The organism is Bradyrhizobium sp. SZCCHNS30572, assembly GCF_032484415.1.
Classification (GTDB): domain Bacteria; phylum Pseudomonadota; class Alphaproteobacteria; order Rhizobiales; family Xanthobacteraceae; genus Bradyrhizobium.
The window spans coordinates 307,902-332,927 of record NZ_JAUESY010000010.1; the positions used below are offsets into that span (position 1 = coordinate 307,902).

Consider the following 25,026-nt stretch of genomic DNA (forward strand, 5'->3'; position numbering starts at 1 on the left):
GCTGCCGTAATGGTCCCATCAGGAAACGCCAATGTTGCAGCAGTTTCGAGCCTTAAAGGCGTGGTGTTGGTGATTGTGCCGGGAAGCGGAATCATCGGCGCTGTCATGGGTCGCTGTCGAGAGAAATTTGCCGGGGGCTTCCCGCCACCGCAGGGGAACGAAGTTCACGATCGCGTGCCTTGCCATGCCGCCCGGCCGGGCCACGCGCCAGCTAACAACTAACAGTTTTGTTGGAGCATCTGCGCCGGGACAGGGGAGGCGCCGATCATCCAATCGGGCAGTGCCGCCACGAGGGGGCGTGGCCGCGACCCCGATATGGCGCGGCTCCGTGCGCTCGTCCAGTCTCAGGAAATCAAACCTGTTCCCATGTTCGTATGATGTTCGTGATCGGCATGACGGGAGTCCCCTTGCGCTGCTGTCTTGTTCGGAAATTGTTCGACTGTGGCAGAAGGGTGGCGGCAACTAATCAGTAAGAATACGGCTGCCCGCGTTTTGAGCGGCAGATGCATGCGATTTGCGTTGAGCCGCGATCCACGGCCCGGCATACCGGCCACAGACGCGTTGACGCCAGCGCCCGGAGCCGAGCATGCAACTAATAACTAATAGATTAGACGTTGCGCCCCTGTTGGGTGCGGAGATCGAGATGCAGACGCCCTGTCGCGACTGCGGCGGGTTCACTTCAATTCTTGACGAAGGCAAAGCGCAGCACCTTGCGGCCTTGCGCTGCAAAGCCTGCCGCCGCTGGCGGCATTGGTTGTCCGGCCAGGATGCCGTGACCCTTCTTGAGATGCAGGACACCGTGGTCAAACGACTCGGCCAGCGTCCGAGCTTCAACCTTAAGGATATCAAGGAACACACCGCAGCGGCGTCGAGCGCAGCTGTCGCGGTGTCCCACACCCGCGCTCAAAATGGAAACGAACCGATGACGACGAACGACTTCGACGCCCTGTATGGCTCCAAGTATCTCGGTGCTGCGGACCTGAGCGGACAAGTGATCCGGCGCAAAATCGGACTGGTTGAGCAAGTCACGCTGAAACAGCGCGATGGCATGACCAAGCGGAAACTCGCAGTTCACTTCGACGGCTGTGACAAAGCGCTGCCACTCAATCAAACCAACGCTTCAGCATTGGCGGCGGTGCTCGGAAAAGATACGTCCAAGTGGACCGGCGCGGCTGTTGAACTCTACACTGAACAGACGACTTATGGTCCCGGCGTTCGTGTTCGTCCAATCAGCGCGGCGCCGTCAAAGAATGAGCCGGCCCCGAAGCAAACTGATGAATTTGACGACGAAGACATTCCGTTCTGATCTGAACCAAGACGAAAAGAGCGGTGACGCATTGGTCGTCGCCGCCCTTCGCCCAAATATTCAAGCCGAATTGGGGACGCGGACAATCCGCGCCGCAGGAGAAGTCATGTCAATTGAAGAAACGAATTCAGGCTCGGTTTCAGCGCGCGTTCATGTTACCGAAGTCCCATCATTGCTACACGAGGCGCTGTCTTATGCGAGGCGTGGAATTCCTGTCTTTCCATGCAGCACCCTGAACAAGGAACCACTTGTCGGCAGTGACCGAGATGCTGATGGCCACAAGATCGATAAGACGGGCGGCTTTTACAAGGCGAGCACGGACGAGAACCAGATACGGGCTTGGTGGAGTCAATTTCCAAACGCCATGATCGGGCTTCGGATGGGGGAGGCATCCGGGATATGGGCCATTGATCCGGACATCCCTAAGACTCCTTTAGGCGCTGATGGGGTTCTGAATTGGGATAGACTTCAACAAGAGCATGGCTACGCGCCTGCAACGCGGGTCCATCGAACCCCGACTGGAGGCCTACATCTGCTGTTCAAATGGCGCAGCGACAAGCCGGTCACAACCCGTGAAGGCAAGCTGCGGGGACTGGGCATCAACGTTCGCGGCAATGGAGGATATATCATCGCGCCGCCGTCTCAGAATGCGGGAGGTGCACGCTATGAGGTCTATGACGCCTCCGAGATCGCAGACGCCCCGGACTGGCTTTACGACCTTATTCTCGACTCCGACGAGAGCAGGCAGGCACCTTCAGACGAATCTTGGGCGCTACCTCATCATGATGACGGCCAGTCTGGTTCACGGCAAAGATACGCTGAAGCTGTTATGCACAACGCATGCACGCGTTTGTCTCAAATGGGGCCGAATAGTGGCCGGAACATTGAACTGAATAGAACGGCATTTCTGCTCGGCAAGCTTGTGGCGGACGGCTCGCTTCGGGAGGGAGCGGTTGTCCGAGCGCTTAATCGGGCCTGCGAGTCCAACGGGCTGATGCAGGATCGGACAAGCGGCGGGCCAATGGGCGTCAAGAACACCATTCGGAGCGGGCTGAGTAATGGGAGGCTCCATCCCTGGGAATGGAAGGACTGGCAGACCAATTATCGGCAAGCTGCCGAATGCGGCATCACCGAACCGGCAAGCGAAATCGAGCCAGCGCCACCGCTCGGGGAATGGGATGCCGGTCTCGACGATTCCGTGCCGCCCCCTCGTGGATGGCTCTTGGGGAATATCTTCTGCCGCCAGTTCGCCAGTTCGCTTCTCGCCGATGGCGCGGTAGGCAAATCGTCACTCCGATATGTGCAGTTGCTGTCATTGGCCACGGGGCGACCTCTGACGGGAGAGCACGTTTTCCAGCGGAGCCGGGTGCTGATCGTGTCGTTGGAGGATGGCGCGACCGAGCTTAAGCGGCGGCTGCTCGCGGCTCGTCTCCATCATGGCATTGAATTGAAGGACGTGGAGGGCTGGCTGTATCTGGCGGCCCCCGGCCTTGACTCCGGGAAGCTGCTCGAAATCGACTCAAAAGGTCGGCTCGTCATGGGAGGACTTGCCGAGCGGATCACCGAGGTAATCGTTAAACGACAAATCGATATCGTGTCACTCGACCCCCTGATCAAGTTGCACAGTGTCGGCGAAAACGACAACAACGCCATGGACCGAGTGGCCCAAATCTTGACCGAGCTGGCGATCAAGCACGACATTGCCGTAGATGTTCCGCATCATATGGCCAAGGGGCCATCCGATCCGGGCAACGCCAAGAGGGGGCGGGGCGCTTCTGCCACTAAAGACGCCTTCCGGCTCGTGTACACCCTGACGCCGATGAATTCTGACGAGGCGAAGGAGTTCGGTCTGTCAGACGCCGAGCGCCGTTATCTGGTCCGAATGGACAGCGGCAAGGTCAATATCGCGCCCCCAACCGAAAGCGCCACATGGTTCCGTCTGGTCGGGATTAGGATAGGCAACGGCACCGAGAGATACCCGAACGGGGACGAGGTCCAGACTGTTGAGAGGTGGACACCGCCACCGATATTCGCCGATGTCTCGATTCCCACGATCAACGAAATCCTGAACGATATCGAAAAGGGATTACCCAATGGCAATCGATACAGCAGCGCTGTTGCCGCCAAAGACCGGGCGGCGTGGCGCGTCGTTGTCAAACACGTGCCAGAGAAGGCTGAAGCCGCCGCACGTAAAATGATCAGCTCCTGGCTCGCTTCGGGCCTGCTGTTCGTCGACGAATACGATAACCCGGACACCAGAAAGCCAGTAAAGGGGCTCTGGGTGAACAACTCCAAGAGACCCTGATGTTTGCGCCATTGGCCGTTTTTCAATGGCGCAGCAATGGCGCAGAATTTTGCGCCATTGAATGAAAGCACCATAGGTAAATATCAATGGCGCAATGGCGCCTATTGATTATTTCCCAATGGCGCAGCAATGGCGCAAATCCGCCAATCGCGCACCTTGAGGGAGACCCGACGTGACCAAAACAGCAACGCAGGTTGAGGCGGAACTCGCAAGCCTCCTGCAAGCCATGGCTTTCACCTATGCTGACGGCCAGCGGCCAACTGATCAGCACGCAGCTGACATGAAACGGATCGGTCAGGAGCTTAACGCCATAGGCGGCATGGAACTGATGCAGGCGGCCCTCCAGCGCGCCACAGAGCCGCACTTCGAATACTACGAGCGGCTGTCCGGGTTCTGTGACCACTCGTGGAACGGCATCGGAGGTTGGTTGGCGTAAGGGCCTGATCAGAACAATTTCCGAACATCGATCCCCGAAATTTTTGTTTGCAAATTTTTGGGCCTGATTGGATTTGGGAGGCATAGGGGTGTCTGCACAAGGAAATTTGTCCAAGCCACCCCCGGCCCCCCCGCATAGCGGGGGCGGGCGTAACCCCGGACCCAGTCTGGCGCACTCGCGCGATTGAAAGCCCGTAGGCGAACACCCGTCCGCCCGCCTGCCTGCTCTCCCGCACTGACCACGCGATCGAGCGCCGATCGGTTTGAACCGAACAAACAACTAACAGCCCGCCCCCCCGGGGCAGGGGCCTGCCATATCGCGGGCGCGCACCGCAGGAAGCCCGGCACAAGTCAACGGTTCGTGATCCGTAGGATCACGGCCTCGCGGACGCTCGGGAGCCATGGGCGTGCGATCTCGCGCGTCGCCTGAGTGGGACGAGCCGATCGGCGGCCGGATCGCCGTCGAGGTCGGCTCAACCTGCGAAAGGATCGCACCATGAGCAAGCCCGTCACGTTCGATCTCAACGATCCCGCCTTTCAAGCCATCGTGCAGCAAGCGGTCGCCGCCGCACTGGCGGCCAAGACCGCAGCCGAACCTGCGAAGCCAGCTAAGGCCTCAAAGGCCGACGAGACAGCTCAAGCAGCCATCAAGGCCTTCAAGCGTGCTGGCTATGCCGATGTTCAGCCTCATGTGAACGTCCTGACCTACTCCAAGTGGTTGCAGCAGGGCAGGAAGGTGAAGGCAGGCGAGAAGGCGATCAAAGCAAAGAACCTCCGCCTCTTCCACGTCTCCCAGACTGAGCCGATCGCCAAGGCGGAAGCGGAAGCCTTGCTGGCACAGAAGGCCGCCAAGGCGACCTCCGGCCCTTCCGCCAGCAAGCTGCCCTCGGTCTCGCCTGTCGCACCAGCGGCGCCCGTAGCGCCTGGTAAGGCCACCCGTAAGGGCAAGTCTGGCGAAGCAGTGCAGCAGCCGTCGGCCTGATCAATTCCGAACAATAAGCCCATCAGTGCGGGAGGCCGTAGCGCCTCCCGTTCTCCTCCGATAAGGGAAGAACGATATGTATTTCCTATCCGAAGAACGACGGTCTGCGTTGGTCCAGGAATTGACCTCGCTGACGATGCCCACGGACATGGCAACCGATCTCGCCTCTTGGCCGGACCAGTTACGGGTGATCGATGACTGCCTAAGGCAGTTGATCGAACAAATGGCCGAACAAGCTCTCAGCCTGAAAAGCGCTGTCGCCGCTGGCGACGAAGGATTGCGCCTTCAACATGAGGCGTTCTTGATCGCGAATTGTGCGGTTTTCAATGCCTATCGGCTTGAGATCGAGGCGCGAGACTTGGCGCTGTCGCAGCTGCCCCAGATGTACGGCTCCATGGGGCGAGCGCTCGGTATCGTCGAGGAGGTGCGAAAGGGGCTCTTGCAGTAAGGCGGCAGCGAACTAACAGGCTGGGGCGCTTCGCGGCGCCCCTTTCTCAAACCTGTCGATTACAAATCGGCGCAACGTCCGTCAGCCAGTCCTGTATGGAGGCGACCTATGAAAATCATCGCATATATACGCGTTTCGACCCAAAAGCAGGGGCAGAGCGGGCTGGGCCTTGAAGCGCAAGAGGCGGCCATCCGCGCGTTCGCCAAGGCGCGATCTGCCAAGACCATCGGCCAATACACTGAAATCGAGTCTGGTCAGACCAACGAGCGGCCGCAACTCGCCGCCGCGCTTCACCATGCCAAGGTAACAGGAGCGACCCTGGTCATTGCCAAGCTGGACCGCTTAAGCCGCTCCGCATCGTTCACGCTGGCCTTAAGAGACAGCGGCGTGAGGTTCGTCTGTTGTGACATGCCGGAGGCCAATGATCTGACCATAGGCGTTCTAGCCATCGTCAATCAGCATGAAGCACAGGCGATCTCGATCCGCACCAAAGAGGCCCTTAAGGCGGCCAGGGCGCGAGGTATGAGGCTTGGCAACCCAAACGGCGCGGCGGCTCTCAGACGGGCAGGGAAGGGCAATAAGGCGGCTTTAGCCAGGGTGACGGCCGATGCCGATCAACGCGCCCGCGACCTCGCCAATGTCGTTCAGGATATCCGTAACAGCGGCGCCACCACCCTCAGCGCCATTGCTGCTGAACTGAACAGCCGGGAGATGGTGACGCCAAGGGGCGGCCGCTGGCACGCGTCGTCGGTCGCAAACCTCCTAAGGCGCCTCTAAGCGAGGTGACAAAGCGCTCAGTTTCTAGCCCTCGAAGTTGCGCGATCAATCGCGCGGTTTCTTCCGCCCGTAAGATCAGAATGATGAGCGTAAAATTTGTTTCAGATCAGTGGCTTACGCCGCTTTTATCACGTCTCATCAGGCATCTCAGCCGGGCAACTTTTGGACCCCCCGAGGTGCTCGTCTCCGGGGGCAAGAAATAGCCCGCCGTAGGACTTGGGGTCACCGCTGGCGGGCTATTCCGGTAAGTGGTACATCCGCACCATACCGGGCATTATACGGGGGTGGAACTTGAAATCAAAAAGGGGAGGCGGGGACGTCGGGGTACCCGGTCTATTTCACCCCATTCGACCCATTCCATGCCGTCCGTTCACTGTAAGACGGTGATGCCTCGGGATGCTAGGGCGTCGATGACGTCGGGGTTGCCGCTATGGCGATTGTAGTACTCGCGGAGTCGGGATTTCTTGTTGGCGCGGAGGGGATCAGCCAGGATTTCATCGATCTCCCGTTCGGCCTTGGTGGCAGCTGTCGCGGTGAATTCGAGGACGATGCTTGCGCCCGGCAGACCGGCCGCCGACAGCCTTTCGGCGATCGTTTCAAGGCTTTCACGGTCAAGGTCGACCTCGGTCAGCAGTTGCCGCAACTCATCAGGCTCTTGTATGAGGCTGAGGAACAAAGCGATGATCTCGTCCAAAGACTCGCAGCCATCGAAGATGCTCGGCTCAGGATGGCTAGTCGTCGTCATGATGCCGCCAAGCCTCCGTTACGAGCGTTCCCTCCTCAATATGGCTGATGGGCGCTCCAATCCGGTCGCGGGCGTAGCGATAGGCCTCCAAATAGCCCTGCGCCTGTTCGATCGCACCAATATCGACCGTCGCATTCAAGTTGAATGCCCGAACGAGAACTTCGCGGGGCAGAATGCTGGTCATGATCTTGAGATAAGCTGTCGGGTCTCTTGTCCGGACTTGCCGAATGACGACGGCGCCGTTTTCATCGAAGTCATCCGCCATGGCCTGAATGAACTGCTCGCCTAAACGCGATCTCGCCCCCTTGGGGCGTCCAGCAGGATTGCCCGATTGGCCGGGCTTGAAGCGGGTTGATACCTGCTTGCTGCCTGTATCATCAGAGGGATCTGTTTGGATTTTGTTCGTCATCATCATCACGCCTTGGTCAGCGCTAGGCGGTCAGAACTGATTCCGAACAAGTCGCGAAACAGCGCGTTTTCGGCAGCCCGCGCCTCCAGAAGGCGCTCCATGGCTGCTTGGTCCCTCGACCGAAGCCACTGTTGCAGATTGATCATGACGCACGCTTGCTGATGGCCGATCTGTTTAAGGGCATCATCGATCTTGCGGCGCTTGGCCAAATCATCCTGACCGACCAGCCCGGCAGGCTGCGCGTAATAGTTCATGCCTGCTCACCTTCGTAGAGAGTCGGGCCATAGCCCGTCCAATCGCAGAGCATCGAGTCTAATAAGTCGTCATGCTGACACAGGGCATAATCAAGCGCCCGCCGCCGCTCTTTCGAGGGGGCGACCAAAAATGCTGTAAAGGCCGCCAGTACGCGCTGTTGCGCGCAGCCGACAGCCGCCACGCGGCTCAGGCCCCGAACGGTCAAACTCATGGGCTGCCCCCGTAGTCTCCAGCCTGTTTGCGGGCTCTAAGTTCCAACAGCTGGGCGGCATACTCTCGCTCCGAGATGCCCGAAATGCGCGCTGCTTCCTTCTGCGCACCAGTCAGAGTGATGCGGCCTTGGCTGAGGTCGTATTCGCGCCCTCCCATGTAGCTTGCGGCAATCGTTCCCTCCCGCGAGGGCGGCGCAGACACGCGCAAGCGATTGCCGTTAGGAGAGACGAATACTTGCGCATCATCGTCATCAGCTCGCTGCCTAGCCGCCGTGGCTGCCTCATGACGCTTTGCTGTGGCCAGGGCTCGATCTGCGGTTTCATCGTCAGCCGGGGCGGCCAGCCTGCGATCTACTTCGGCAAAATACTCCGGGCCATACGCTTCATGGCCTTCGTTCACGAGATCAAAGTGAAGACGCTGCAAGCGCTCGTTCTTCGGACCATCATACAAATACTCCGGGTTCTTACGGAGCCAGTCCTTTGCCAATGGGGGCAGGGGGATGCTGTCTAGCGGGTCGGGGGGCTGCGGCGGTTGCTCGGCCGCACGGATAGAAGCCTCGATCTGAGCCTTAAGTGGGGATGACGTGTTGTCTTGAACCGAAGCCTCAGGCACGTCAGCGGGCACCGCGCCACCATCCTTGAACTTCGGCACATAGGGTTTCCGCCTGCGCACTACTTGGCCCCTTCAGCCATGCGTCTCTGAATACGCTGGGCGGGGGACTCCATATATCCTCTGCTCACCAGGCGCTCGACGAGGGCCAGGCGGCCCATCTGGCTCGGCCGAATGCCCTCCATCTCGCTCGCCAGTTCAACGGCGGCGACAAGCTCATCGGTCAAACCTACAGAAAGCTGGCTCGTAACCTTCGCCATGTCTTACGTTCCTCTCGGGACATTCAGCAATCCCACTGCCTAACCCGGTTCAACGCGCCAACGCGCGCCATACCGTGCCTGGGCGGACTAATAGTTTGAGCGATCCAAGGGCCTCTTGTGGCCGCCACGCCTTAACTCCGGAGCCTCAAGATCGAGGGTGGCCCCGTAGTTCTTACAGTGTTGCACCCGCTCTGCGAGCTTCTGGGCATCGAAACCATCAAACCGGCGGTCCGTGCCGATATACTCAATGAATTTCTTGATCGCCTCGGGCTGGTTAAAGTTTGTTCGCTCGCGGGACCATCGCTCCATCTGGGACAGGGTGGCCGTCATGTCGGAGGGTTTGGAGTCAAACATCGTCACTCTCCGCGAGCGCGCCGACGCTCGACTTCAGCAACGCCATCCGAGACCCGTCGCACCACGTCAGGGTCAGACCACATCTGCTTGTCGTAATACTTCGACTTCGAGAAGATGCGGTTCAACGCCTCCGGATGCTGCTGCATCCGCTCTGGGCTCATCGCCATGAACTCGGCATCGGTCATCGGCTGCTGCTGCGGCGGCGTGTTCTGGCGAACATAGTGGTCTACTTCTCGGTCAAGCCGGACACGCGCATCGCGTGCCGCCGTCAAGCCATCGAAGAGTTCAGCAGCGCGCAATTCGTCATCGTCGGCCCTTGCTCGCATCATGCCGGTCTCGATCTCTCGAATATCCGCATCCAGCTCCAGAGCGCGCTTGCGGGCGGCTCGGATAAAGAAATCCTCGGCCATCAGCGCCCCCCTTTATGACCATGGGCCCGCGCCGTGGCGCTGCCGTCCGGGTGATGTTTCATGCTGTAGTGTTCACGCCCGGGGACTCCCCCGTGCGAAAAGTCACCCGATCCCTTAGTGGGGTCGCGATAACGGAGCCGATCCGGCCGTCCGTTAGTGTGGTCTGGGTAGGTGTCCTCGTCAGGCAGCCGACTGATCGGCAAGCCCTCGGTCACGCCGTCATTGCCACCAAACCGCTCGTGACCACGCTTCGGCGCGTGATCGAAATAGGGCTTACGCGTGGCATCGCCATTGGCGCCAGCGACCCAGCGGCTTGTAGGAATGTCATTTCGATATGAGGGGCAGTGTTGATCCTCAACGAATTGGGGGCCTCGGGCGGCGTGCTCGTATTCGGCCTGCTTCGTGCTGACCAGCCCGTCGGCCCGGGGGTCGCCGGGCGTGTGGCGGCCCTTGTGATAAAACCGGTCGAACTCCCCGACGCTTGGCGGGCGCTTCAGGATTTTGAATCTCTCGCTCATCCAATCCCTCAATTGCGCGATCTCGCGCCTTAACCCCGAAAATGCCCTCGACGGGCCACTGTTTCCAGAGTAGAACAAAAGTGGTACGATGTAAATAGTCTAAGCTTCAGAACAACTTACGAACAATTGTGGGGTGCCAATGCCTTGCGGGCGATGGTCTCAGTCGGTTACAGGGTTGAGTTCAACGGGGGGATTTCCGACGGGATTTCCGACGTTCTTTCCCGACTGGATGGTTCGACCGTTCGCGGTCGGGATCGCCGTTACCGGCTCGTCGGCGACCTACAACGTCGAAGTCTCGCAGGACTTCTCGGGGTCTTCGACCTTCATCTCCAGCGCGGCGACGTGGTTCTCGTCGCTCGCATCGGCGCAAGTCTCCAGCGGCCTCTTCAGCATCGCCTTTCCCGTGAGCGCTATTCGGCTGAATGTCACGGCGGGCAGCAGCACGGCCACAACCACGATGACCGTGATTCAATCAGGCTGACCTATGGCGCGAACTGGTAAACGATTTCAGCGGCCTCTGCCGTATCCAGAACCCGCAGCGATCCCAGATCACCTTTGGGTCGGGTTATCTCTTGCTTTGACCGGCGATCCCGATAGGGCCGAAACGACGATCACAGATTTCTGCAAGCTGTTCGGCTTCTCTCGCGAGGCGGTCTTGCAGCGCTTCAAGGACGAGATCGAGGCCAGGGAAGAGGCCGCAAACCCGGAGACGACGTTCCATTGACTTCGATGAAGCGTATGGCGCTGCCGCGCCTCAGAGAGGCAGCTGTGACGCCGCTGTTGCTGCCTTTGATCGAGCTTGGGCCGATGCAGTGCCGATATCCCTATGACTCCAAAGGCGGCACGCTGTTCTGCGGTTTGACCAAATACTCAAGCCGGTCGTACTGCCCCGATCACGATGCGCTGTGTTACAGGCAAGAGGATAAGGGGCAGACACGGCGATTCTATAAGGACTTTGCCAAGGCGTCGGGCTTGGCTTTGTCGTCGTCCATGGCCGCATAAATGACGCCGACTTATAGCCTCTCCACGAACACGGCCCGACTTCAGGCTGTTGCCAACACGATAGACGGCGGAGGCGGGGCAGGCTCGTTGGTCTTGTTGTTGAGCGCCGGGACCACCCTCGCAACGATCACCCTGGCACGACCATGCGGGAGCGCCGCTCAAGGCGTGCTGACGTTCAACTCCAGTGGCACAGCGGTCTCAATCGCTTCGGGAAGCGGGACGGCGACAACGGCCCGGCTTGCGGACTCAAACGGCATGATTGTCGCCAGCGGCCTGACGGTCGGTCCGCCCGTTACTAGCGCTGACGTCGTGATCGGTAACGGATCGAACTCAACAGCTCTCTCATCCGGTCAAGTGGTCCAGTTCCTTGCCGCGCAGATCACTGCAGGGACTTGAGCCATGCCGATTAAGCCGAGCGACCAGCAGCGCATTTGGGATGATGTTGAGGAATCGATTCGAAGGGGAGGGGGCTGGATCGTGTCGATGGCGTCGGCGTGGCCGGTCAGGTTTGAATGCCTGCCCGGATCAGGCTTGCCCCAAACTTTGCGGGACATGGGGCTTGAGGTGCAATCGCTTGGGACAGGCGAGCGGCTGTTGCCGGTCGCAGAGATCATGCGGCAGCACGGCAGAACAGAGAGGACCACGCGCGAACAGGTCGCGCCCGCGACCGTTGAGGAATATGGGCTCAACCTGCCGATGATTGAGAGATAGCGGCCATGCTCGGCTTTGGGGCCGTTGGCGCTTGGTCAAGAGCTGCCGATAGCGCTGTTTATCAACGGCGTCGTGTCCGGGTTTTAAGCGAACCAATACGGGCGGTTTGCGTAAACTGTCGAATTCTGCAACTTTCCATATTGTGCGATTAGAGAATCGGCGTACACTACACGTGCAAAAACGCAGAAACCCGCCCTCCGTGGGGGAGCGCGAGTTTCTCGGGGCAACTATTTGTCGCGCCACGAGGATTCGGTTGACCGATCTGCCCAAAAAGCCTTTGCCGGATATTTCTCAAACGCTTGATGAAATCGAGCGTCGGAGGAGGTATGCGCTTGAGCAGATGAAGCGGTTTGCTGCTGAAGCAGAGGAGATGGAGCGCGACAAAGCGCAACTACAGGAAGTTGCGGCGAAATTAGCCGCAAAGTACGGCATAACGGTTCGGATCGATGGTGAGCCGTCAACGCCATATCCCAACGTGCCGCGAACATTGACGCTGCGTGACCTCATCGAATTGTACCGTGATGACGCAAGGTCTCCTTATCACGGGCTCAAGCACAACTCCCGTGCAAGCTATAAGGCCATCATCGGTCTAATCGAGCGTGAGCACGGCGCACAACCAATCGCCGATCTCAATGCGGCGATTTTGCAAGAATGGTACGAAAAGTGGAAGGCGGGCAACAAGGCCGCTATGGCCCGCGCCAAGATGGTGATGCTGCGAGGCCTCTTTAACTTTGGTTTTGCGACGTTCGCTGATGAACATTGCGCACGCCTCTTCGGCATCGTGAGCAGCATGTCCATCGAGGTTCCGAAAGCCCGCACCCAACAACTTACACGCGAACAAGCGAACCTGATTAGGATGAAAGCCCACGAGAAGGAGCGGGACTCGATAGCCTTGGCTCAAGCCTTCCAGACGGAGTGTGGCTTACTGCAGAAGGATGTCATCGGCGAGTGGTTACCGGTTGGGGAGCCGGGAATCTCCGATGTCATATCGAACGGACTGAAGTGGGTTCGGGGTATCCGGTGGGAGGAGATCGACGAGAACCTGATCTTGGATCACCAGCCTAGCGGGAAAGGTAAGATCGAGCTGAAAAAAGCTCCGATGGTGATGGAGGAGCTTGAGCGCGTGAAGGCGAAAAACGGCGGTAAATTGCCTAATAGCGGCCCCATCGTGGTTTCTGAGTGGGACGATTTGCCTTGGACTGCGCCCGAGTTTCGGCGGTGGTGGCGACTGATAGCGGACGCGTGTGGCATCCCAAAAACCATTCGTAGTGCTGACAGCCGGATCAGGTCGGCCAATGAAAAGACTGAAGCTAAAATGAAATTTCCGAATAAGAGCGAGGGTCCATTTTGATCTACGCTCAAACGAAAACCGGAGCCGCAAAGGCTCCGGTGGCTCTCACGAAGTGTGGCACCCGTTCGAGGCGGGTCGAAAGGTAGGTGGTACATGACAACATGAAGCTATCGGGTACCGAAGAGGCTGTTGGTCACGTTGGCGCGTGACTGACGGCCTCCGAGGAAGGGCCGGGTCTGGAGACGCTCGCCGGATTTCCACCTGCGCGGGCTCGGGTCCGATCCCCGACCGGTCCACCACTATTTTGTATCAGAATCAATAGCTTTTGTCGAACCTGTCTCTGCCGGTGGTACGGGTGCCCGTACCAGTTTCGTACCAGCAACGGATCGAACCCCCCGGCACGGAACGAGAACAGGCGAAAGAAAACCGCAGTGTTTTCAATGCGGCGATAAAGACGCTCCTTTCGGCAAGCAGCTGGTGCGGGTCGGACCCGACAAGGCCTGAGCACACCTGATGTAATTCTTAAGCCTGTCTGGAAAAAAGCGGGAACCACGGGCGCTTATCGGGAGTCCTGAGGGAACCGGTTCATCCACGAGGGCCCGGCATCATGCCGGGCCTTCGACTTTCCCAGGGGATTTCCATGTCGCTGACCATGGTGCTGCTGCCCGTCTTCGTGCAGGTCGGGCTCACCTTCGCGCTGCTGTTCTGGAACAGGACACGGGCACAAACCGCTGACGTCGCCGACGAATTCGGCCTGCCGACCCTGTTCTACGCGCTGATCGCGATTGCGCTGCCGCTGCGGCATGCCGATCTGGTCATCGTGCTGCTGTCCTGGGTGTTCGTGGTGACCCGCTTCGTCGATGCCGGCCTCGTCAGCGGCGCCAAGGACAGCCGCCAGCGCGGCCTCGCCTGGACCGCCTCGGCGCTGGTGCTGCTGGCGATGTGGCTGTATTTCGCCCTCAAGATCCTTCTCCTGATCTAGAACTGGACCTCCTGAATGACCCCCGCCGCCCGGCTGTCCGCCGCCATCGACATCATCGAGACCATCGAGGCCCAGAGGGCGCCGGCGGCCAAGGCCTTGAAGGACTGGGGCACCAGCCACCGCTTCGCCGGCTCCGGCGACCGTGCCGCCATCGCGGGCCTGGTCTGGGACGTGCTGCGCCGCCGTGCCTCCAGCGCCTATGTCATGGAGGACGACACGGCGCGGGCGCGGGTGCTCGGCATGCTCAAGCTCGAGCGCGGCCTCGATGTGCCGACCATCGCGGCGATGTGCGACGGCAGCCGCTTCGCGCCGCCGCCCTTGACCGCGCAGGAGGAGACCGCGCTGGCCTCGCGCACGACCGAGGGCGCGCCGCCGCCGGTCGCCGGCGACTATCCCGACTGGCTCGACCCGTATCTCACTGCGGTGTTCGGCGACGACCGCGTCGCGGAGGCCATGGCGATGGCCAGCCGCGCGCCGCTCGACCTGCGCGTCAACACGCTGAAGGCCAAGCGCGACAAGGTGCAGGCCTCGCTGAAGCATCTCGGCGCGGTGCCGACGCCGTGGTCGCCGATCGGCCTGCGCATCACGCTCGGTGCCGACGCCCGCAATCCCGGAATCCATGCCGAGGAGGATTTCATCAAGGGCGCGATCGAGGTCCAGGACGAGGGCTCGCAGCTCGCGGCGCTGTTCACCGCGGCCAAGCCCGGCGAGCAGGTGATCGACCTCTGCGCCGGCGCCGGCGGCAAGACCTTGGCGCTGGCGGCGATGATGGGCGGCAAGGGCCGCCTGATCGCCACCGACCACGACAAGCGCCAGCTCGCCCCCATCCACGAGCGGCTGTCGCGCGCCGGCGTCCATAATGCCGACGTCCGCAGCCCGAAGGGCGACGCCGATCCGCTCGCCGACATCAAGGCGTCCGCCGATCTGGTCGTCATTGATGCGCCCTGCACGGGAACCGGCACCTGGCGCCGCAACCCCGACGCCAAATGGCGCATGCGCCCCGGCGCGCTCGAGATCCGCCTGAAGGACCAGGCCGAAGTGCTTGATCGGGCTGCGGGCTTGGTCAAGCCCGGCGGCCGCATCGCCTACATCACCTGCTCGGTGCTGCAGCCGGAGAACGGCGACCAGGTCCGCGCCTTCTTAGGCCGGCACCCGGAATTCGCCATCCAGCCGCCCGACCAGACCGCCACCGTCCTCTGGGACAAGGCCGAGGCCTTCGCCGAGGCCGCGCTGAAGTCGGAGGAGGGCTGGCTGATGACCCCCCGCCGCACCGGCACCGACGGCTTCTTCGTGTCGGTGCTGAAGAAGCAGGCCTAAACTCCACCCACCGCCGTCATTGCGAGCGAAGCGAAGCAATCCAGGGCTGCGCGCGAGATTCTGGATTGCTTCGCTGCGCTCGCAATGACGGAGGAGGCAGCCGCGGCATCCTCCACCGTCGTCCTCTGCGAAAGCGGGGGACCCAGTAATCCACCCGCCGGTCGTGGCCGACCGAGACGCCGCGGCGCACTGGATACCCCGCCTTCGCGGGGCATGACGGCGTTGCCACAAGCACGCTGTCATTCCGGGACGCGCCCCTTGGCGCGGGCCCGGAATCCATACTCCCGGTCGTGGTTATGGATTCCGGGCTCGCGCTCCGCGCGCCCCGGAATGACGGGGAGGAAAGGGCGTCAACCCCGGCGAAGGGTTGCGGGACTCGTGCTCTCGGCGTAATTCCTTGCCATGACAGCCCAGCCCAACACCCCCGCCAGCGCCGCCACTGACACCTCGGTGGCCGCGCTCCACGACAAGATCCTGATCGTCGATTTCGGCAGCCAGGTCACGCAGCTGATCGCGCGCCGGGTGCGCGAGGACGGCGTGTATTGCGAGATCGTGCCGTTCCAGAAGGCGGAGGCCGCCTTCCGGCAGATGAGGCCTAAGGCCGTCATCCTCTCCGGCGGCCCTGAGTCCGTCCACGAGGAAGGCTCGCCGCGCGCTCCGCAACTGATCTTCGACTCCGGCGTCCCAGTGATGGGCATCTGCTACGGCCAGATGACGATGGCTGCCCAGCTCGGCGGCACCGTCGAGGGTGGTCACCACCGCGAGTTCGGCCGCGCCGACGTCGAGGTCAAAACATCAAGCCTGCTGTTCGACGGCGTCTGGCAGCCGGGCGAGCAGCATCAGGTGTGGATGAGCCATGGCGACCGCATCACGCAGATGCCACCGGGCTTCTCCGTCGCCGGCGTGTCGCCGAACGCGCCGTTCGCCGTGATCCAGGACGAGGCGCGCAAGTACTACGGCCTGATGTTCCACCCCGAGGTGGTGCACACGCCCGACGGCGCCAAGCTGATCCGCAACTTCGTCCGCAACATCGCCGGCCTCGGCGGCGACTGGACCATGCACGCCTTCCGCGCGGAGGAGATCAAGAAGATCCGCGCGCAAGTTGGTAAGGGCAAGGTGATCTGCGGCCTCTCCGGCGGCGTCGATTCCGCCGTTGCCGCGGTGCTGATCCACGAGGCGATCGGCGACCAGCTCACCTGCGTGTTCGTCGACCACGGCCTGCTCAGGCTCAACGAGGCCGAGACCGTCGTCGATCTGTTCCGGCACCACTACAACATCCCGCTGGTGCACGTGGACGCGTCAAAACTCTTCCTCGGCGAGCTCGCAGGCGTCACCGACCCGGAAGCGAAGCGCAAGACGATCGGACGCCTCTTCATCGACGTGTTCGAGGCGGAAGCGAAGAAGATCGGCGGCGCCGATTTCCTGGCGCAGGGCACGCTCTATCCCGACGTGATCGAGAGCGTCTCCTTCACCGGCGGCCCGTCGGTGACGATCAAGTCGCACCACAATGTCGGCGGCCTCCCGGCGCGCATGAACATGAAGCTGGTCGAGCCGTTGCGCGAGCTGTTCAAGGACGAGGTCCGCGTGCTCGGCCGCGAGCTCGGCCTGCCCGACGTGTTCGTCGGCCGCCACCCGTTCCCGGGCCCCGGCCTCGCCATCCGCTGCCCCGGCGAGATCACCGTCGACAAGCTCGACATCCTGCGCAAGGCCGACGCCATCTACATCGACGAGATCCGCAAAGCCGGCCTCTACGACACCATCTGGCAGGCCTTCGCCGTGCTGCTCCCCGTCAAGACCGTCGGCGTCATGGGCGACGGCCGCACCTACGACTACGTCGTCGGCTTGCGCGCGGTCACCTCGACGGACGGCATGACCGCGGATTTCTATCCGTTCGATATGAAGTTCCTGGGCAACACCGCGACGCGCATCATCAACGAGGTGAAGGGCGTGAACAGGGTGGTGTACGACGTGACGTCAAAGCCGCCGGGGACGATTGAGTGGGAGTGATTCAAACCCACCCGCGAGCATCCGAAGCGATCAGTGCCCTTTGCCCTGGACCATCGCCTCAATGGACGGCGCGAGACCGTCATTTTCGGGAAGTCTGGACGCGCCGGGTTTTTCGCTTGCGCGAGCAAGAGAGCTGGATGCAAAGCGGATTGAAGCTGAAGCCGAAGGAGCGGCTTCCGTATGGCAGTTTGGAGTGCCGGCCTGCTGACTGGGATTTTCCCGGGCGGAAGGTCGGCCACCCCTGACGGCGCTTGTGTCGCTGCTTCCTGTTCCTATCTGATTGCGGGATGACCCGCCTGATCATCCCCACCGCACCCGAGGAGCTTGCGCCTTCCGAGCCGCCGCAGCCTTTCACGCCGGAATACCTGAGCAGGCTCAGCGAGGAAGAGAGGAAATCGCCCGAGATGCAGGAATTCGGGCGGCGGATGATCAATAGTGGCGGAGAACATGTCACCTGGTTCGTGTGGCGCTATCAGTCGAAGGTGCTACAGACACCGTTTATGCCCCGGCAGGGCTCGATGTTCTTCCTCGATTGCGGACGCGGGCCTTTCGCGGTCACGGCGGCGCATGTATTCGAGCAATTCGTCGAGGATCACCGGACGCGGCGCATCCGAAGCTGCCAGATCGCCAATATCTCCTTCAACCCCGAGGAGCGCTTGATCGCCCACGGGAAGGATCTTGGGCTCGACATCGCAACCTTTAAGGTCACGCCCGAGGAGATCGCGGCTACGGGCAAGAAGATCGTGCAGGGTACGGATGGTGCGTGGCCGCTACCGCCAAACAAGCCAAATGAGGGCGTGTTCTTCGGCGGCTTTCCGGGATGCGAGCGCGATGCGGTAGGGCCGCATGCGATGGTGTTCGGCCTTCACAGCGCCTTAACACCCCTGACCAGCTTCACGGACCACCAGCTCTGCTGTCAGCTTGAGCGTGGATATTGGATGGATGTTCGCGGGGCGGGATTGCCGCCGGAGGGCTATGACCTGGGCGGCATCTCGGGCGGCCCGATGCTTGCGCCGATCTTCGCCGATGGCGCCTGGGGCTGGAGGCTCGTGGGCGTGATTTCGGAGGCCGCAAGCGTCGCGGGCTTCGAGCGGGTCACGGCGGTCCGTGCACATTTCATCCTACCGGACGGGCGGCTTTCGCGCTGAGAGGTGCTCATTTCCGCAGCGGGCAGGAGCTGACAGATATCCCGAATCGAGGCGCGCCTTAAGGAGCTTGCTGAGGTCGCTGAGCGGTGTCGAAAGATCATCCTGATCTATGTCGGCGGCGGCTTGCTTCTCAGCGCGGTGCTGGGCAGCATCGTTTCACTCCGATCGAACGTCAGCACGTTGCGACACACAATGGCCGCGATGGCGCCGCTGAGACGTTTCGCTCGGATCTGATCGGTGGGATCGATCCTCGCCTGGTCGGTGATGCGCGAAGTAGCGGAATGGTCGCGGTTGATTCAAATGGGAAGTTTAGAGTTTAGTGGGCGGATTCCAACTTGAAGTGCAGCGTCACCGAAATTTCCTTCGGGTATGCCGATAATCAACGTTAAATTGAAGCGCAAATTGCGACGCGCAAACTTGCCATTTTGGATGATGACCAAATGACTGAAGCGATCTCCGAAACTCAAAGGCTCCGTGAAGACTTGGTAAAAGAGGCGCTGAAGGACGTCGATTGGCCAAAGCTTAAGGCGCATCTTGACCCGATCGCACTTACGATGGACGACGTTGTCGACCTTTGCGGCCACATCCGTCGCTTTTCGGATTGGATCGCGAAGTATCCCCGAAAGGGTTTCGAGAAGAAGCGGGAGACGTTTTTCACCGAGCTTGCAAACTACGTGCGGGATAAAGTCGGCCCCAATGCCCCCGATAAGGTGACCGCGGTTCGGTCTGTAGTCAAGCTGATTGAACACGGGTACCGGTCGATCCTGCACGTCCTCGACCAATGCGCTATCGGCAAGCAGCCCGCCGATGTTAGGGTTGCAGCCTGCATTAACCGCGCCTGCCACGAATACGCAGATGTTCTCAAGCGGCAGCAGGCGGCATTGAACGCGACCAAGAGTCTTGAACTCATGGCGGCTGCCGGGATTCGGGACGATGATGGAAACGTGGTGTCGGCTGACGCCGTGGTCGAAGGTCTGTCGGCATCTGTGACCATGACGGTGATCATGGAGGCATATAAAAATAACTGGTTTAACGACGATGTCGTCGTACTGCCAACCTTGCCCAAGGTCGGGGAACAGGAGCGATTTCAGTCCGGCGCTACGCAGGTTATGGCGCTGTACTGGCGGAACTGGCAGCGGCTGGAAAAGCGCCGGCGCTATCTTGACGGCGAAATCCGGACCTTGAGAGGGGCGCAACGTCCGCCCGATCTCGATCCGCGGGTCGAAGCCATCCTTCGGTACATCCCGGCAGAAGGCGGCCTCTCGGAGAGAGAAGTTTACGATTTTCTTGCTAACGAAAGGTTGAAGGACCGTTTGCTACAGACGTTCATGGAGATGGATGTTGAGCACCGCATCTCGGATTTGAGCGTCGGTATCGATGCGGGCGCGAAGCTGCCTCCGGATCAATTTGTCTCGCCGGAGGAAATTCATGCCGGCGTCTCTCTGTCCGAAATCCTTGGGTATGCGATTGTCGATGATACATCCCAGCCGGGCGGGTTGCGCTTGCTGGAGTGGCTGCGGGGCTACGCGGTCCTGAAGGCGCTGGGACAGGAGCAAGCTCGCAAGAACGGCGTGTCGGGCGATGCGTTGATGCTCGTCTATTTGGAAGAAGACTTGCTCGATATTCTGGAGCGTTGCGGCCTTGAACGAAGCCAAGCGAAGCGCTTCATTGCGCTGACCGTGTTGCATCGCTCTAGCCGCGATATGTTCGATTGCCCGTTGATCCGAATGCAAGACGGCAAAATCATCTTGTTCTCGCCTGGGGTTATCGACGGAAACATGCCGCTTGCGGTCCTCTCCAATCTTTCCAACCGCAACGAAGAACTGGGTGCCAAGGGAAAGGCGTTCGAAACGCATATCCGCGATGTACTCAAAAGGAATAATCTCGACGTCTATGCCTTCACAGCGACGCGGGACGGTCAGACATTCGAATACGACGCGGTGTTGGTGTGGGACGACACTATCTTTGTGTTCGAATGCAAGAACCGCAGTCTGTCGGGCAATGATCCCGTGTCAGTGTATTACTTTGACTTAGAGGTAAGGAGCCAAGCCAAGCAGGCGGCACGGTTAGCCGATGCGCTTCGGACTTATCCCGATATCGTTGAAAAGGAGCTGGGTCCGCAACACGTCGGGAAGGCAGTCATCGCATGCGTGCTGCATTCTTTGCCTTATTCAAGGCTTGAGCCAATCGACGGGGTCTATTTTACAGATGCCTCGACGCTGATCCGGTTTCTGGAGCAGGAATACTTTCGGGTGAAGGTGCCGCACCGCATTGGGAACGCGACGCTTCTGCATCGCACGGCGCTCAAAAAGTTCTGGAAAGGAGATAGGCCGTCGGCGGCGGATCTTCGGCAGGCGCTCGCCGAACCGTTCCCCTTGAAGTTATCCGTCGAGCACCTCGACATGTCTCAGGTTGACTTCGCCATCTCGCAATCAGAGGCGGTAGTCGCGCCGGAGATCACGCGCAAGCCCATGACTACGCGTTCCGCCTGCGAGGCCGTTGGCGTGGACGCGGACGCCGTCCTCAAGGAGATCATGGACATTTCCCGGCGGGCAGGGCGGCTACGCAAGAAAGTCGGGAAGCGCCGCGGGCGCGCCCTTACGGTCGATCCGTCGGTCCTTGACGAGTGAGGCGGACAAGCGGGAGTTACGGTGGGGAGTTTACGGTGACGCGAAACTCCTCCGCTCCCCTCGCTGCGATTGAGCAAGTTGCTCGCGACTTAAAGACGGTGAAAGCCATCGACGGACACCCCGTCGTCGTCCAAGTGATCATCTGCCCGACGGGCAATCCGCGCATGCACCGCATGCGCCAACTGCCCGTCGTGCCAGTTTGTCGCGCAGTTCTCCCTTGTCACGTCGGGCAAATCACCTCCACATTCTCGCGCATCCCGGCTCGCTGAAGAGGGACGTTTCGCGATCGTCATGAAGCGTCGAGCCGGAGAGGCGACGGGCGCGTTGCTCCGCAGCCGGGTGTCAAAAGCCCGTGCCGACGAACGGAGCGAGGCGACGGCGAAGTGGCGTGGTCCTGGTCTCCCGACGCTGAGACCAAGCCGGTGGGGATGATGATCCGCTGGTGACGGGGGCAAGACAGCCGGTCCCCGGGGAGAGCGCCTATAACCCGTCAAACCGTCGCGCAGGGAAGGCCGGATATTGGGCTGAACCTGTGGTTCTGCCGCGTGCTTTTTGCTGCACGCGGACCGCGGGTGTCAGCCGATACCCGGTCTTCCCTGCGCCTCTTCTTCGGACGAAGAGGTTCACTCAGGACACAACTCGGGCGTAGTCCGCCGCGAGACGGCTCAGCCATACCCGCTGTTTGAAACGTATACAACGCACCCGTGCGATGTCCTGATCAGGTGGACAGTCGCAGGGTGATCTGCCGTCTATCCAGTGGCGTCAAAGCACTGCGCGGCGGCGTCGCCAGGGCGCGGCCGCGCCACCGATCTTGTCTGCCTTTGCGGGCGTTGCGGGATTGTCGATCAGTTGAGGTCGGCCCGGCCGTCAGGGCGACGTTTGAGCACGCCACCGAGAGCGGTCCGGCGAGGGGATCATGCAGGAAAGCTCCCGCTCGGCAAATCGACAATGGCGACGAGCAGCTCATCTTCAGGCAAAGCATCGAGTCTGCCGCCCGGGCGGGTACAATCTAGAGGGCTGTGATCAGTTCCTGATCGCGTGGCACCGCAGCCTGGAGGACTTTACCCGCCGCTCGTGGAGGCCGGTAGCTGCCGTGTTGGACCGGCCGGCCCGCACGGAGCTGGCGAGCCGTCTCACTAAGGACAATTCTGGTCCAGTGATAATGCCAAGAACTGGCCCTGTTGAATGGGGCAGGCCTGGCCTAAATCGCTCGTGAACCGCCTCCTGACACAAGGGCAAGCCATCATGAGCAAGGACAGCGCTCACCCGAACTCCGCAACGACCGCTGAGGCGCCCGTCTACAAGAGTTGGACATGCCTGCTCTGCGGACTCGTCTACAATGAACGCGACGGATGGCCCGACGACGGCATTCCACCCGGCACGCGTTGGCAGGACGTGTCCGAAGATTGGATCTGCCCCGACTGTGGTGCAGGCAAGAGCGACTTCGCGATGGTCGAGGTCTGAACAAATCCTGACAATGGCTGCGTGAGCGTCAACGGTGACGTGACGTTCTCTTCCTGCCGAAGGAGTTGCAATGTACGTTCCCTCGCACTTCGACGAAGCCCGTCCTGAGATGCTCTGCGATCTGATCGAAAAGAATCCGCTTGGCATTTTGATCACGCACGGCAAGGGCGGCTTGGACGCCAATCATATTCCGTTCGAGCTGAACCGAGCGCAGGGGCAGTGGGGAAAGTTGCACTGCCACGTGGCGCGCGCGAACCCGGTGTGGCGGGATCTGGACACTGGCGCTGAGGTGCTCGTGGTGTTCCGCGCGTCTGACGCTTATATCTCCCCTCAATGGTACCCGAGCAAGCAGGATTTCCACAAGCAGGTGCCGAGCTGGAACTATCTCGTCGCGCATGCGTACGGGCGCGTGACCATTCACGACGACGAACGTTACGTGCGCGGCAATGTCGCCCGTTTGACACGGAAGCATGAAGCGTCTCAACCGGTCCCTTGGAAGATGACTGACGGTCCGAAGGACTATATCGACACGATGCTCAAGGCGATCGTCGGGCTGGAGATCGCAATCACGAACCTGGTCGGAAAATCCAAGCTGAGCCAGAACAAGGAGGTGCGGGACATACGCTCCGCAGGCGAGGCCTTGAAAGAACGAGGCGAGCATCTCATCGGAGACGCCATGCTGGCGGCCGCAGCCGTCAAGGCAAGCCAGGAGTAGAGACGCGGCAATCAGGCGATAAGAGCAGCGCGCGAGCGATCCAGCCGTCGTATTTGTCAGTATTTGTCAGCGTCCCCACGCGGGGCGAGGGGACGTCCGGCGCGCCGGTGTGAGCATGAGCGACTGTCTCACGATCTGACCGCCGTCAGCGGCGCGGGCTTGGATGGGCGAGCCGTCCCCTTGGCTGCGACGAATGCATCGAGGACGCCTCTGAGGCGGACGACGGCGGACTGTAGCTCCGCAATCGAAAAGCCGCCGAACCCGAGCATGAGTCCGCCACGAGGCGGGGTCGCATGGTACATGGGCGAGATCGGTCGCACCACCAGCCCCGCTTTGTGCGCCTGCTCCGCAACCGCGACATCGTCGAGGCCGGGCGGAAGCCAGAGTAACAGGTGCATGCCCTGGTCGCTCGGCTGCAGCGTTGCCCAGGACGGTAGGTCCTTGACAAGGGCGGAGATCAGGGCGGCGCGTCGTTCTGCGTAAGCGCCGCGAATGCGCCGGATGTGGGCTTCGAAATGGCCTTCGCGCATGTACTGCGCGAGGACGTGCTGGTCGACCGCCGGCGAATGGCGATCGATGAGGGCGCGCGCGCCAGCGAACGCGTCGACCAGGGGAGGGGGAACGATCGCATATCCGATCCTCATCGAGGAGAACAAGACCTTACTCATCGTCCCAAGGTACACGACGCGCGCGGGATCAAGTCCCTGCAACGATGGAAATGGATGTCCGGCGTAGCGAAGTTCGCTGTCGTAGTCGTCTTCGACAATCCAGGCATTGTTCTGCCGCGCCCACGACAGCAACGCGGTGCGTCTCGCCATGCTCATGGGCATGCCCAACGGATACTGATGCGAAGGTGTGACGAAAGCGACCCGGGCGTTCGGGCACTGGACGAGACCGTCTTGGACGTCGATGCCCTGATCATCCACGGGAATCCGGAACGTCCGGACATTGAAGTTTTCGAGCACGGCGATGATGCCGGGGTAGGCCGGGTCTTCGGCCCACACGGCATCGCCGTCAGAGAGAAGAACGGTCGCCGATATGAAAAGCCCCTGTTGCGTGCCCGCCGTAACGATGACCTGATCGGGCTCGCATTTCACGCCCCGAGCCTTCCGTGCATATTCGGCAATTGCGATCCGCAAATCGGGTACTCCTTTCGGATCAATGTAGCCCGACGGGGCGGCTGCCCGCAGAGCCCGGACACGATTGCCAAGCCGTCGCCATTGGTCGCCGGGGGCAACTGCACCCGCGGGATGAGCAATCGCAAACGGCGCCGGGTCTTGAGGCCGGAGAGACCGCGCGACCTCAGCCAGACGGGCGACTTTCTCCGGCAACAGAGGACTGGGGTCTGCGCGTTCGATCAACGCCGGAGCGCGGGTCATCAAATCGGTGTCGGCATTGACGTTCGCGACGATCGTGCTGCCTCTGGCCCGGGCCTCGAGGTAGCCTTCTGCATGGAGCTGATGAAACGCCTCGATGACGGTTCCTCTCGCGAGCTGCAATGAATTGGCAAGGGCGCGAGTGGATGGCAGTCGCTCGCCAGGCTTCAGGATCCCCTTCGATATCGCCTCGCGAAGCGCTTGAGTCAGTTGGTATCCAACGCGGCCGGCAGTCCGGTCGAGCGAGCCCAGCGAGGGAATTGCGATGATGGTTCGGCGTCGTGCCATCGGTTCTCTGGTCCAACTGTTCTCCCGAATCTTGGACCAAACAATAGATCAGTTCCAGACGCCGGTGTC

27 protein-coding genes and 1 pseudogene are annotated in these 25,026 nt (G+C 60.9%); 18 read left to right on the top strand and 10 right to left on the bottom strand.

Annotated features, from left to right (window positions below; all coding sequences use genetic code 11):
• The first annotated feature begins 643 nt into the window (after positions 1 to 643).
• The 6 genes from QX048_RS28515 to QX048_RS28540 all read left to right on the top strand — a co-directional run bounded on the left by QX048_RS28515 (position 644) and on the right by QX048_RS28540 (position 6,253).
• Positions 644 to 1,306, top strand: a complete 663-nt coding sequence (locus tag QX048_RS28515; protein WP_316200791.1) for a hypothetical protein — start codon at positions 644 to 646, stop codon at positions 1,304 to 1,306.
• Positions 1,275 to 3,611, top strand: a complete 2,337-nt coding sequence (locus tag QX048_RS28520) for a bifunctional DNA primase/polymerase (protein WP_316200792.1) — start codon at positions 1,275 to 1,277, stop codon at positions 3,609 to 3,611. The genes QX048_RS28515 and QX048_RS28520 overlap by 32 nt, the downstream gene beginning before the upstream one ends.
• A gap of 172 nt (positions 3,612 to 3,783) precedes the next feature.
• Positions 3,784 to 4,047 carry a hypothetical protein gene (locus QX048_RS28525; protein WP_316200793.1) on the top strand — a complete coding sequence of 88 codons (264 nt, stop codon included), beginning with the start codon at positions 3,784 to 3,786 and terminating at the stop codon, positions 4,045 to 4,047.
• Positions 4,048 to 4,542: 495 nt separating this feature from the next.
• Positions 4,543 to 5,028, top strand: a complete 486-nt coding sequence (locus QX048_RS28530) for a hypothetical protein (protein WP_316200794.1) — start codon at positions 4,543 to 4,545, stop codon at positions 5,026 to 5,028.
• A 148-nt stretch (positions 5,029 to 5,176) separates the two neighbouring features.
• Complete coding sequence (locus QX048_RS28535; RefSeq protein ID WP_316200795.1) at positions 5,177 to 5,476, top strand: hypothetical protein; 300 nt, start codon at positions 5,177 to 5,179, stop codon at positions 5,474 to 5,476.
• 108 nt (positions 5,477 to 5,584) lie between these two features.
• Positions 5,585 to 6,253 carry a recombinase family protein gene (locus tag QX048_RS28540; RefSeq protein ID WP_316200796.1) on the top strand — a complete coding sequence of 223 codons (669 nt, stop codon included), beginning with the start codon at positions 5,585 to 5,587 and terminating at the stop codon, positions 6,251 to 6,253.
• Positions 6,254 to 6,623: 370 nt separating this feature from the next.
• Here QX048_RS28540 and QX048_RS28545 read toward each other — a convergent pair whose 3' ends face one another.
• The 9 genes from QX048_RS28545 to QX048_RS28585 form a co-directional block, all read right to left on the bottom strand.
• Positions 6,624 to 6,998, bottom strand: a complete 375-nt coding sequence (locus QX048_RS28545) for a hypothetical protein (protein ID WP_316200797.1) — start codon at positions 6,996 to 6,998, stop codon at positions 6,624 to 6,626.
• Positions 6,985 to 7,413, bottom strand: a complete 429-nt coding sequence (locus QX048_RS28550) for a DUF5681 domain-containing protein (RefSeq protein ID WP_316200798.1) — start codon at positions 7,411 to 7,413, stop codon at positions 6,985 to 6,987. Before QX048_RS28550 ends, QX048_RS28545 begins: the two co-directional genes overlap by 14 nt.
• Positions 7,413 to 7,661 carry a hypothetical protein gene (locus QX048_RS28555; RefSeq protein WP_316200799.1) on the bottom strand — a complete coding sequence of 83 codons (249 nt, stop codon included), beginning with the start codon at positions 7,659 to 7,661 and terminating at the stop codon, positions 7,413 to 7,415. Before QX048_RS28555 ends, QX048_RS28550 begins: the two co-directional genes overlap by 1 nt.
• A complete protein-coding gene (locus tag QX048_RS28560; RefSeq protein ID WP_316200800.1) occupies positions 7,658 to 7,873 on the bottom strand; it encodes a hypothetical protein in 216 nt (71 codons plus the stop codon). The genes QX048_RS28555 and QX048_RS28560 overlap by 4 nt, the downstream gene beginning before the upstream one ends.
• Positions 7,870 to 8,526: a hypothetical protein gene (locus tag QX048_RS28565; protein ID WP_316200801.1), complete on the bottom strand. Its 657-nt coding sequence runs from the start codon at positions 8,524 to 8,526 to the stop codon at positions 7,870 to 7,872. The genes QX048_RS28560 and QX048_RS28565 overlap by 4 nt, the downstream gene beginning before the upstream one ends.
• 20 nt (positions 8,527 to 8,546) lie before the next feature.
• Positions 8,547 to 8,744, bottom strand: coding sequence for a hypothetical protein (locus QX048_RS28570; RefSeq protein WP_316200802.1), 198 nt, complete (start codon positions 8,742 to 8,744; stop codon positions 8,547 to 8,549).
• A gap of 87 nt (positions 8,745 to 8,831) precedes the next feature.
• Positions 8,832 to 9,098 (bottom strand): hypothetical protein, encoded by a 267-nt coding sequence (locus QX048_RS28575; RefSeq protein WP_316200803.1) that lies wholly within the window; start codon positions 9,096 to 9,098, stop codon positions 8,832 to 8,834.
• Positions 9,099 to 9,100: 2 nt separating this feature from the next.
• Positions 9,101 to 9,508, bottom strand: a complete 408-nt coding sequence (locus QX048_RS28580; RefSeq protein WP_316200804.1) for a hypothetical protein — start codon at positions 9,506 to 9,508, stop codon at positions 9,101 to 9,103.
• Entirely contained in the window at positions 9,508 to 10,026 is a 519-nt protein-coding gene (locus QX048_RS28585) for a hypothetical protein (protein ID WP_316200805.1), read from the bottom strand. Before QX048_RS28585 ends, QX048_RS28580 begins: the two co-directional genes overlap by 1 nt.
• 577 nt (positions 10,027 to 10,603) lie before the next feature.
• Here QX048_RS28585 and QX048_RS28590 point away from each other — a divergent pair.
• The 12 genes and pseudogenes from QX048_RS28590 to QX048_RS28645 all read left to right on the top strand — a co-directional run bounded on the left by QX048_RS28590 (position 10,604) and on the right by QX048_RS28645 (position 23,293).
• A complete protein-coding gene (locus QX048_RS28590) occupies positions 10,604 to 10,750 on the top strand; it encodes a hypothetical protein (protein WP_316200806.1) in 147 nt (48 codons plus the stop codon).
• 5 nt (positions 10,751 to 10,755) lie between these two features.
• Positions 10,756 to 11,028: a GcrA family cell cycle regulator gene (locus tag QX048_RS28595; protein WP_316200817.1), complete on the top strand. Its 273-nt coding sequence runs from the start codon at positions 10,756 to 10,758 to the stop codon at positions 11,026 to 11,028.
• A 399-nt stretch (positions 11,029 to 11,427) separates the two neighbouring features.
• Positions 11,428 to 11,739, top strand: a complete 312-nt coding sequence (locus QX048_RS28600) for a hypothetical protein (RefSeq protein ID WP_316200807.1) — start codon at positions 11,428 to 11,430, stop codon at positions 11,737 to 11,739.
• Between the two features lie 253 nt (positions 11,740 to 11,992).
• On the top strand, positions 11,993 to 13,090 hold the full coding sequence (locus QX048_RS28605; protein WP_316200808.1) for a hypothetical protein: 1,098 nt from the start codon (positions 11,993 to 11,995) through the stop codon (positions 13,088 to 13,090).
• A 580-nt stretch (positions 13,091 to 13,670) separates the two neighbouring features.
• The gene (locus QX048_RS28610; RefSeq protein WP_316192687.1) at positions 13,671 to 14,012 is read left to right on the top strand and encodes an MAPEG family protein; all 342 of its coding nucleotides are present in this window, start codon (positions 13,671 to 13,673) and stop codon (positions 14,010 to 14,012) included.
• 15 nt (positions 14,013 to 14,027) lie between these two features.
• Entirely contained in the window at positions 14,028 to 15,329 is a 1,302-nt protein-coding gene (locus tag QX048_RS28615; protein WP_316200809.1) for an RsmB/NOP family class I SAM-dependent RNA methyltransferase, read from the top strand.
• 402 nt (positions 15,330 to 15,731) lie between these two features.
• Entirely contained in the window at positions 15,732 to 17,336 is a 1,605-nt protein-coding gene (gene guaA / locus QX048_RS28620; RefSeq protein WP_316200810.1) for a glutamine-hydrolyzing GMP synthase, read from the top strand.
• A 287-nt stretch (positions 17,337 to 17,623) separates the two neighbouring features.
• Positions 17,624 to 18,484 (top strand): hypothetical protein, encoded by an 861-nt coding sequence (locus QX048_RS28625; RefSeq protein ID WP_316200811.1) that lies wholly within the window; start codon positions 17,624 to 17,626, stop codon positions 18,482 to 18,484.
• 36 nt (positions 18,485 to 18,520) lie between these two features.
• Positions 18,521 to 18,804: pseudogene (locus QX048_RS28630) on the top strand (hypothetical protein).
• 120 nt (positions 18,805 to 18,924) lie between these two features.
• The gene (locus tag QX048_RS28635) at positions 18,925 to 21,114 is read left to right on the top strand and encodes a nuclease-related domain-containing protein (protein ID WP_316200812.1); all 2,190 of its coding nucleotides are present in this window, start codon (positions 18,925 to 18,927) and stop codon (positions 21,112 to 21,114) included.
• 1,245 nt (positions 21,115 to 22,359) lie between these two features.
• On the top strand, positions 22,360 to 22,578 hold the full coding sequence (locus QX048_RS28640; protein ID WP_316200813.1) for a rubredoxin: 219 nt from the start codon (positions 22,360 to 22,362) through the stop codon (positions 22,576 to 22,578).
• A gap of 70 nt (positions 22,579 to 22,648) precedes the next feature.
• On the top strand, positions 22,649 to 23,293 hold the full coding sequence (locus tag QX048_RS28645) for an FMN-binding negative transcriptional regulator (RefSeq protein WP_316200814.1): 645 nt from the start codon (positions 22,649 to 22,651) through the stop codon (positions 23,291 to 23,293).
• A 128-nt stretch (positions 23,294 to 23,421) separates the two neighbouring features.
• On the opposite strand, the gene QX048_RS28650 is transcribed toward QX048_RS28645, so the two are convergent.
• Positions 23,422 to 24,957 (bottom strand): PLP-dependent aminotransferase family protein, encoded by a 1,536-nt coding sequence (locus tag QX048_RS28650; RefSeq protein ID WP_316200815.1) that lies wholly within the window; start codon positions 24,955 to 24,957, stop codon positions 23,422 to 23,424.
• Positions 24,958 to 25,026 lie beyond the last annotated feature (69 nt).

Coding starts and splice junctions, on each gene's coding strand:
- QX048_RS28515 (WP_316200791.1), top strand. CDS start 644: ATGCAGACGCCCTGTCGCGACTGCGGCGGGTTCACTTCAATTCTTGAC.
- QX048_RS28520 (WP_316200792.1), top strand. CDS start 1,275: ATGAATTTGACGACGAAGACATTCCGTTCTGATCTGAACCAAGACGAA.
- QX048_RS28530 (WP_316200794.1), top strand. CDS start 4,543: ATGAGCAAGCCCGTCACGTTCGATCTCAACGATCCCGCCTTTCAAGCC.
- QX048_RS28535 (WP_316200795.1), top strand. CDS start 5,177: ATGGCAACCGATCTCGCCTCTTGGCCGGACCAGTTACGGGTGATCGAT.
- QX048_RS28540 (WP_316200796.1), top strand. CDS start 5,585: ATGAAAATCATCGCATATATACGCGTTTCGACCCAAAAGCAGGGGCAG.
- QX048_RS28545 (WP_316200797.1), bottom strand. CDS start 6,998: ATGACGACGACTAGCCATCCTGAGCCGAGCATCTTCGATGGCTGCGAG.
- QX048_RS28550 (WP_316200798.1), bottom strand. CDS start 7,413: ATGATGATGACGAACAAAATCCAAACAGATCCCTCTGATGATACAGGC.
- QX048_RS28555 (WP_316200799.1), bottom strand. CDS start 7,661: ATGAACTATTACGCGCAGCCTGCCGGGCTGGTCGGTCAGGATGATTTG.
- QX048_RS28560 (WP_316200800.1), bottom strand. CDS start 7,873: ATGAGTTTGACCGTTCGGGGCCTGAGCCGCGTGGCGGCTGTCGGCTGC.
- QX048_RS28570 (WP_316200802.1), bottom strand. CDS start 8,744: ATGGCGAAGGTTACGAGCCAGCTTTCTGTAGGTTTGACCGATGAGCTT.
- QX048_RS28575 (WP_316200803.1), bottom strand. CDS start 9,098: ATGTTTGACTCCAAACCCTCCGACATGACGGCCACCCTGTCCCAGATG.
- QX048_RS28580 (WP_316200804.1), bottom strand. CDS start 9,508: ATGGCCGAGGATTTCTTTATCCGAGCCGCCCGCAAGCGCGCTCTGGAG.
- QX048_RS28585 (WP_316200805.1), bottom strand. CDS start 10,026: ATGAGCGAGAGATTCAAAATCCTGAAGCGCCCGCCAAGCGTCGGGGAG.
- QX048_RS28595 (WP_316200817.1), top strand. CDS start 10,756: ATGAAGCGTATGGCGCTGCCGCGCCTCAGAGAGGCAGCTGTGACGCCG.
- QX048_RS28600 (WP_316200807.1), top strand. CDS start 11,428: ATGCCGATTAAGCCGAGCGACCAGCAGCGCATTTGGGATGATGTTGAG.
- QX048_RS28610 (WP_316192687.1), top strand. CDS start 13,671: ATGTCGCTGACCATGGTGCTGCTGCCCGTCTTCGTGCAGGTCGGGCTC.
- QX048_RS28615 (WP_316200809.1), top strand. CDS start 14,028: ATGACCCCCGCCGCCCGGCTGTCCGCCGCCATCGACATCATCGAGACC.
- guaA (WP_316200810.1), top strand. CDS start 15,732: ATGACAGCCCAGCCCAACACCCCCGCCAGCGCCGCCACTGACACCTCG.
- QX048_RS28625 (WP_316200811.1), top strand. CDS start 17,624: ATGACCCGCCTGATCATCCCCACCGCACCCGAGGAGCTTGCGCCTTCC.
- QX048_RS28635 (WP_316200812.1), top strand. CDS start 18,925: ATGACTGAAGCGATCTCCGAAACTCAAAGGCTCCGTGAAGACTTGGTA.
- QX048_RS28640 (WP_316200813.1), top strand. CDS start 22,360: ATGAGCAAGGACAGCGCTCACCCGAACTCCGCAACGACCGCTGAGGCG.
- QX048_RS28645 (WP_316200814.1), top strand. CDS start 22,649: ATGTACGTTCCCTCGCACTTCGACGAAGCCCGTCCTGAGATGCTCTGC.
- QX048_RS28650 (WP_316200815.1), bottom strand. CDS start 24,957: ATGGCACGACGCCGAACCATCATCGCAATTCCCTCGCTGGGCTCGCTC.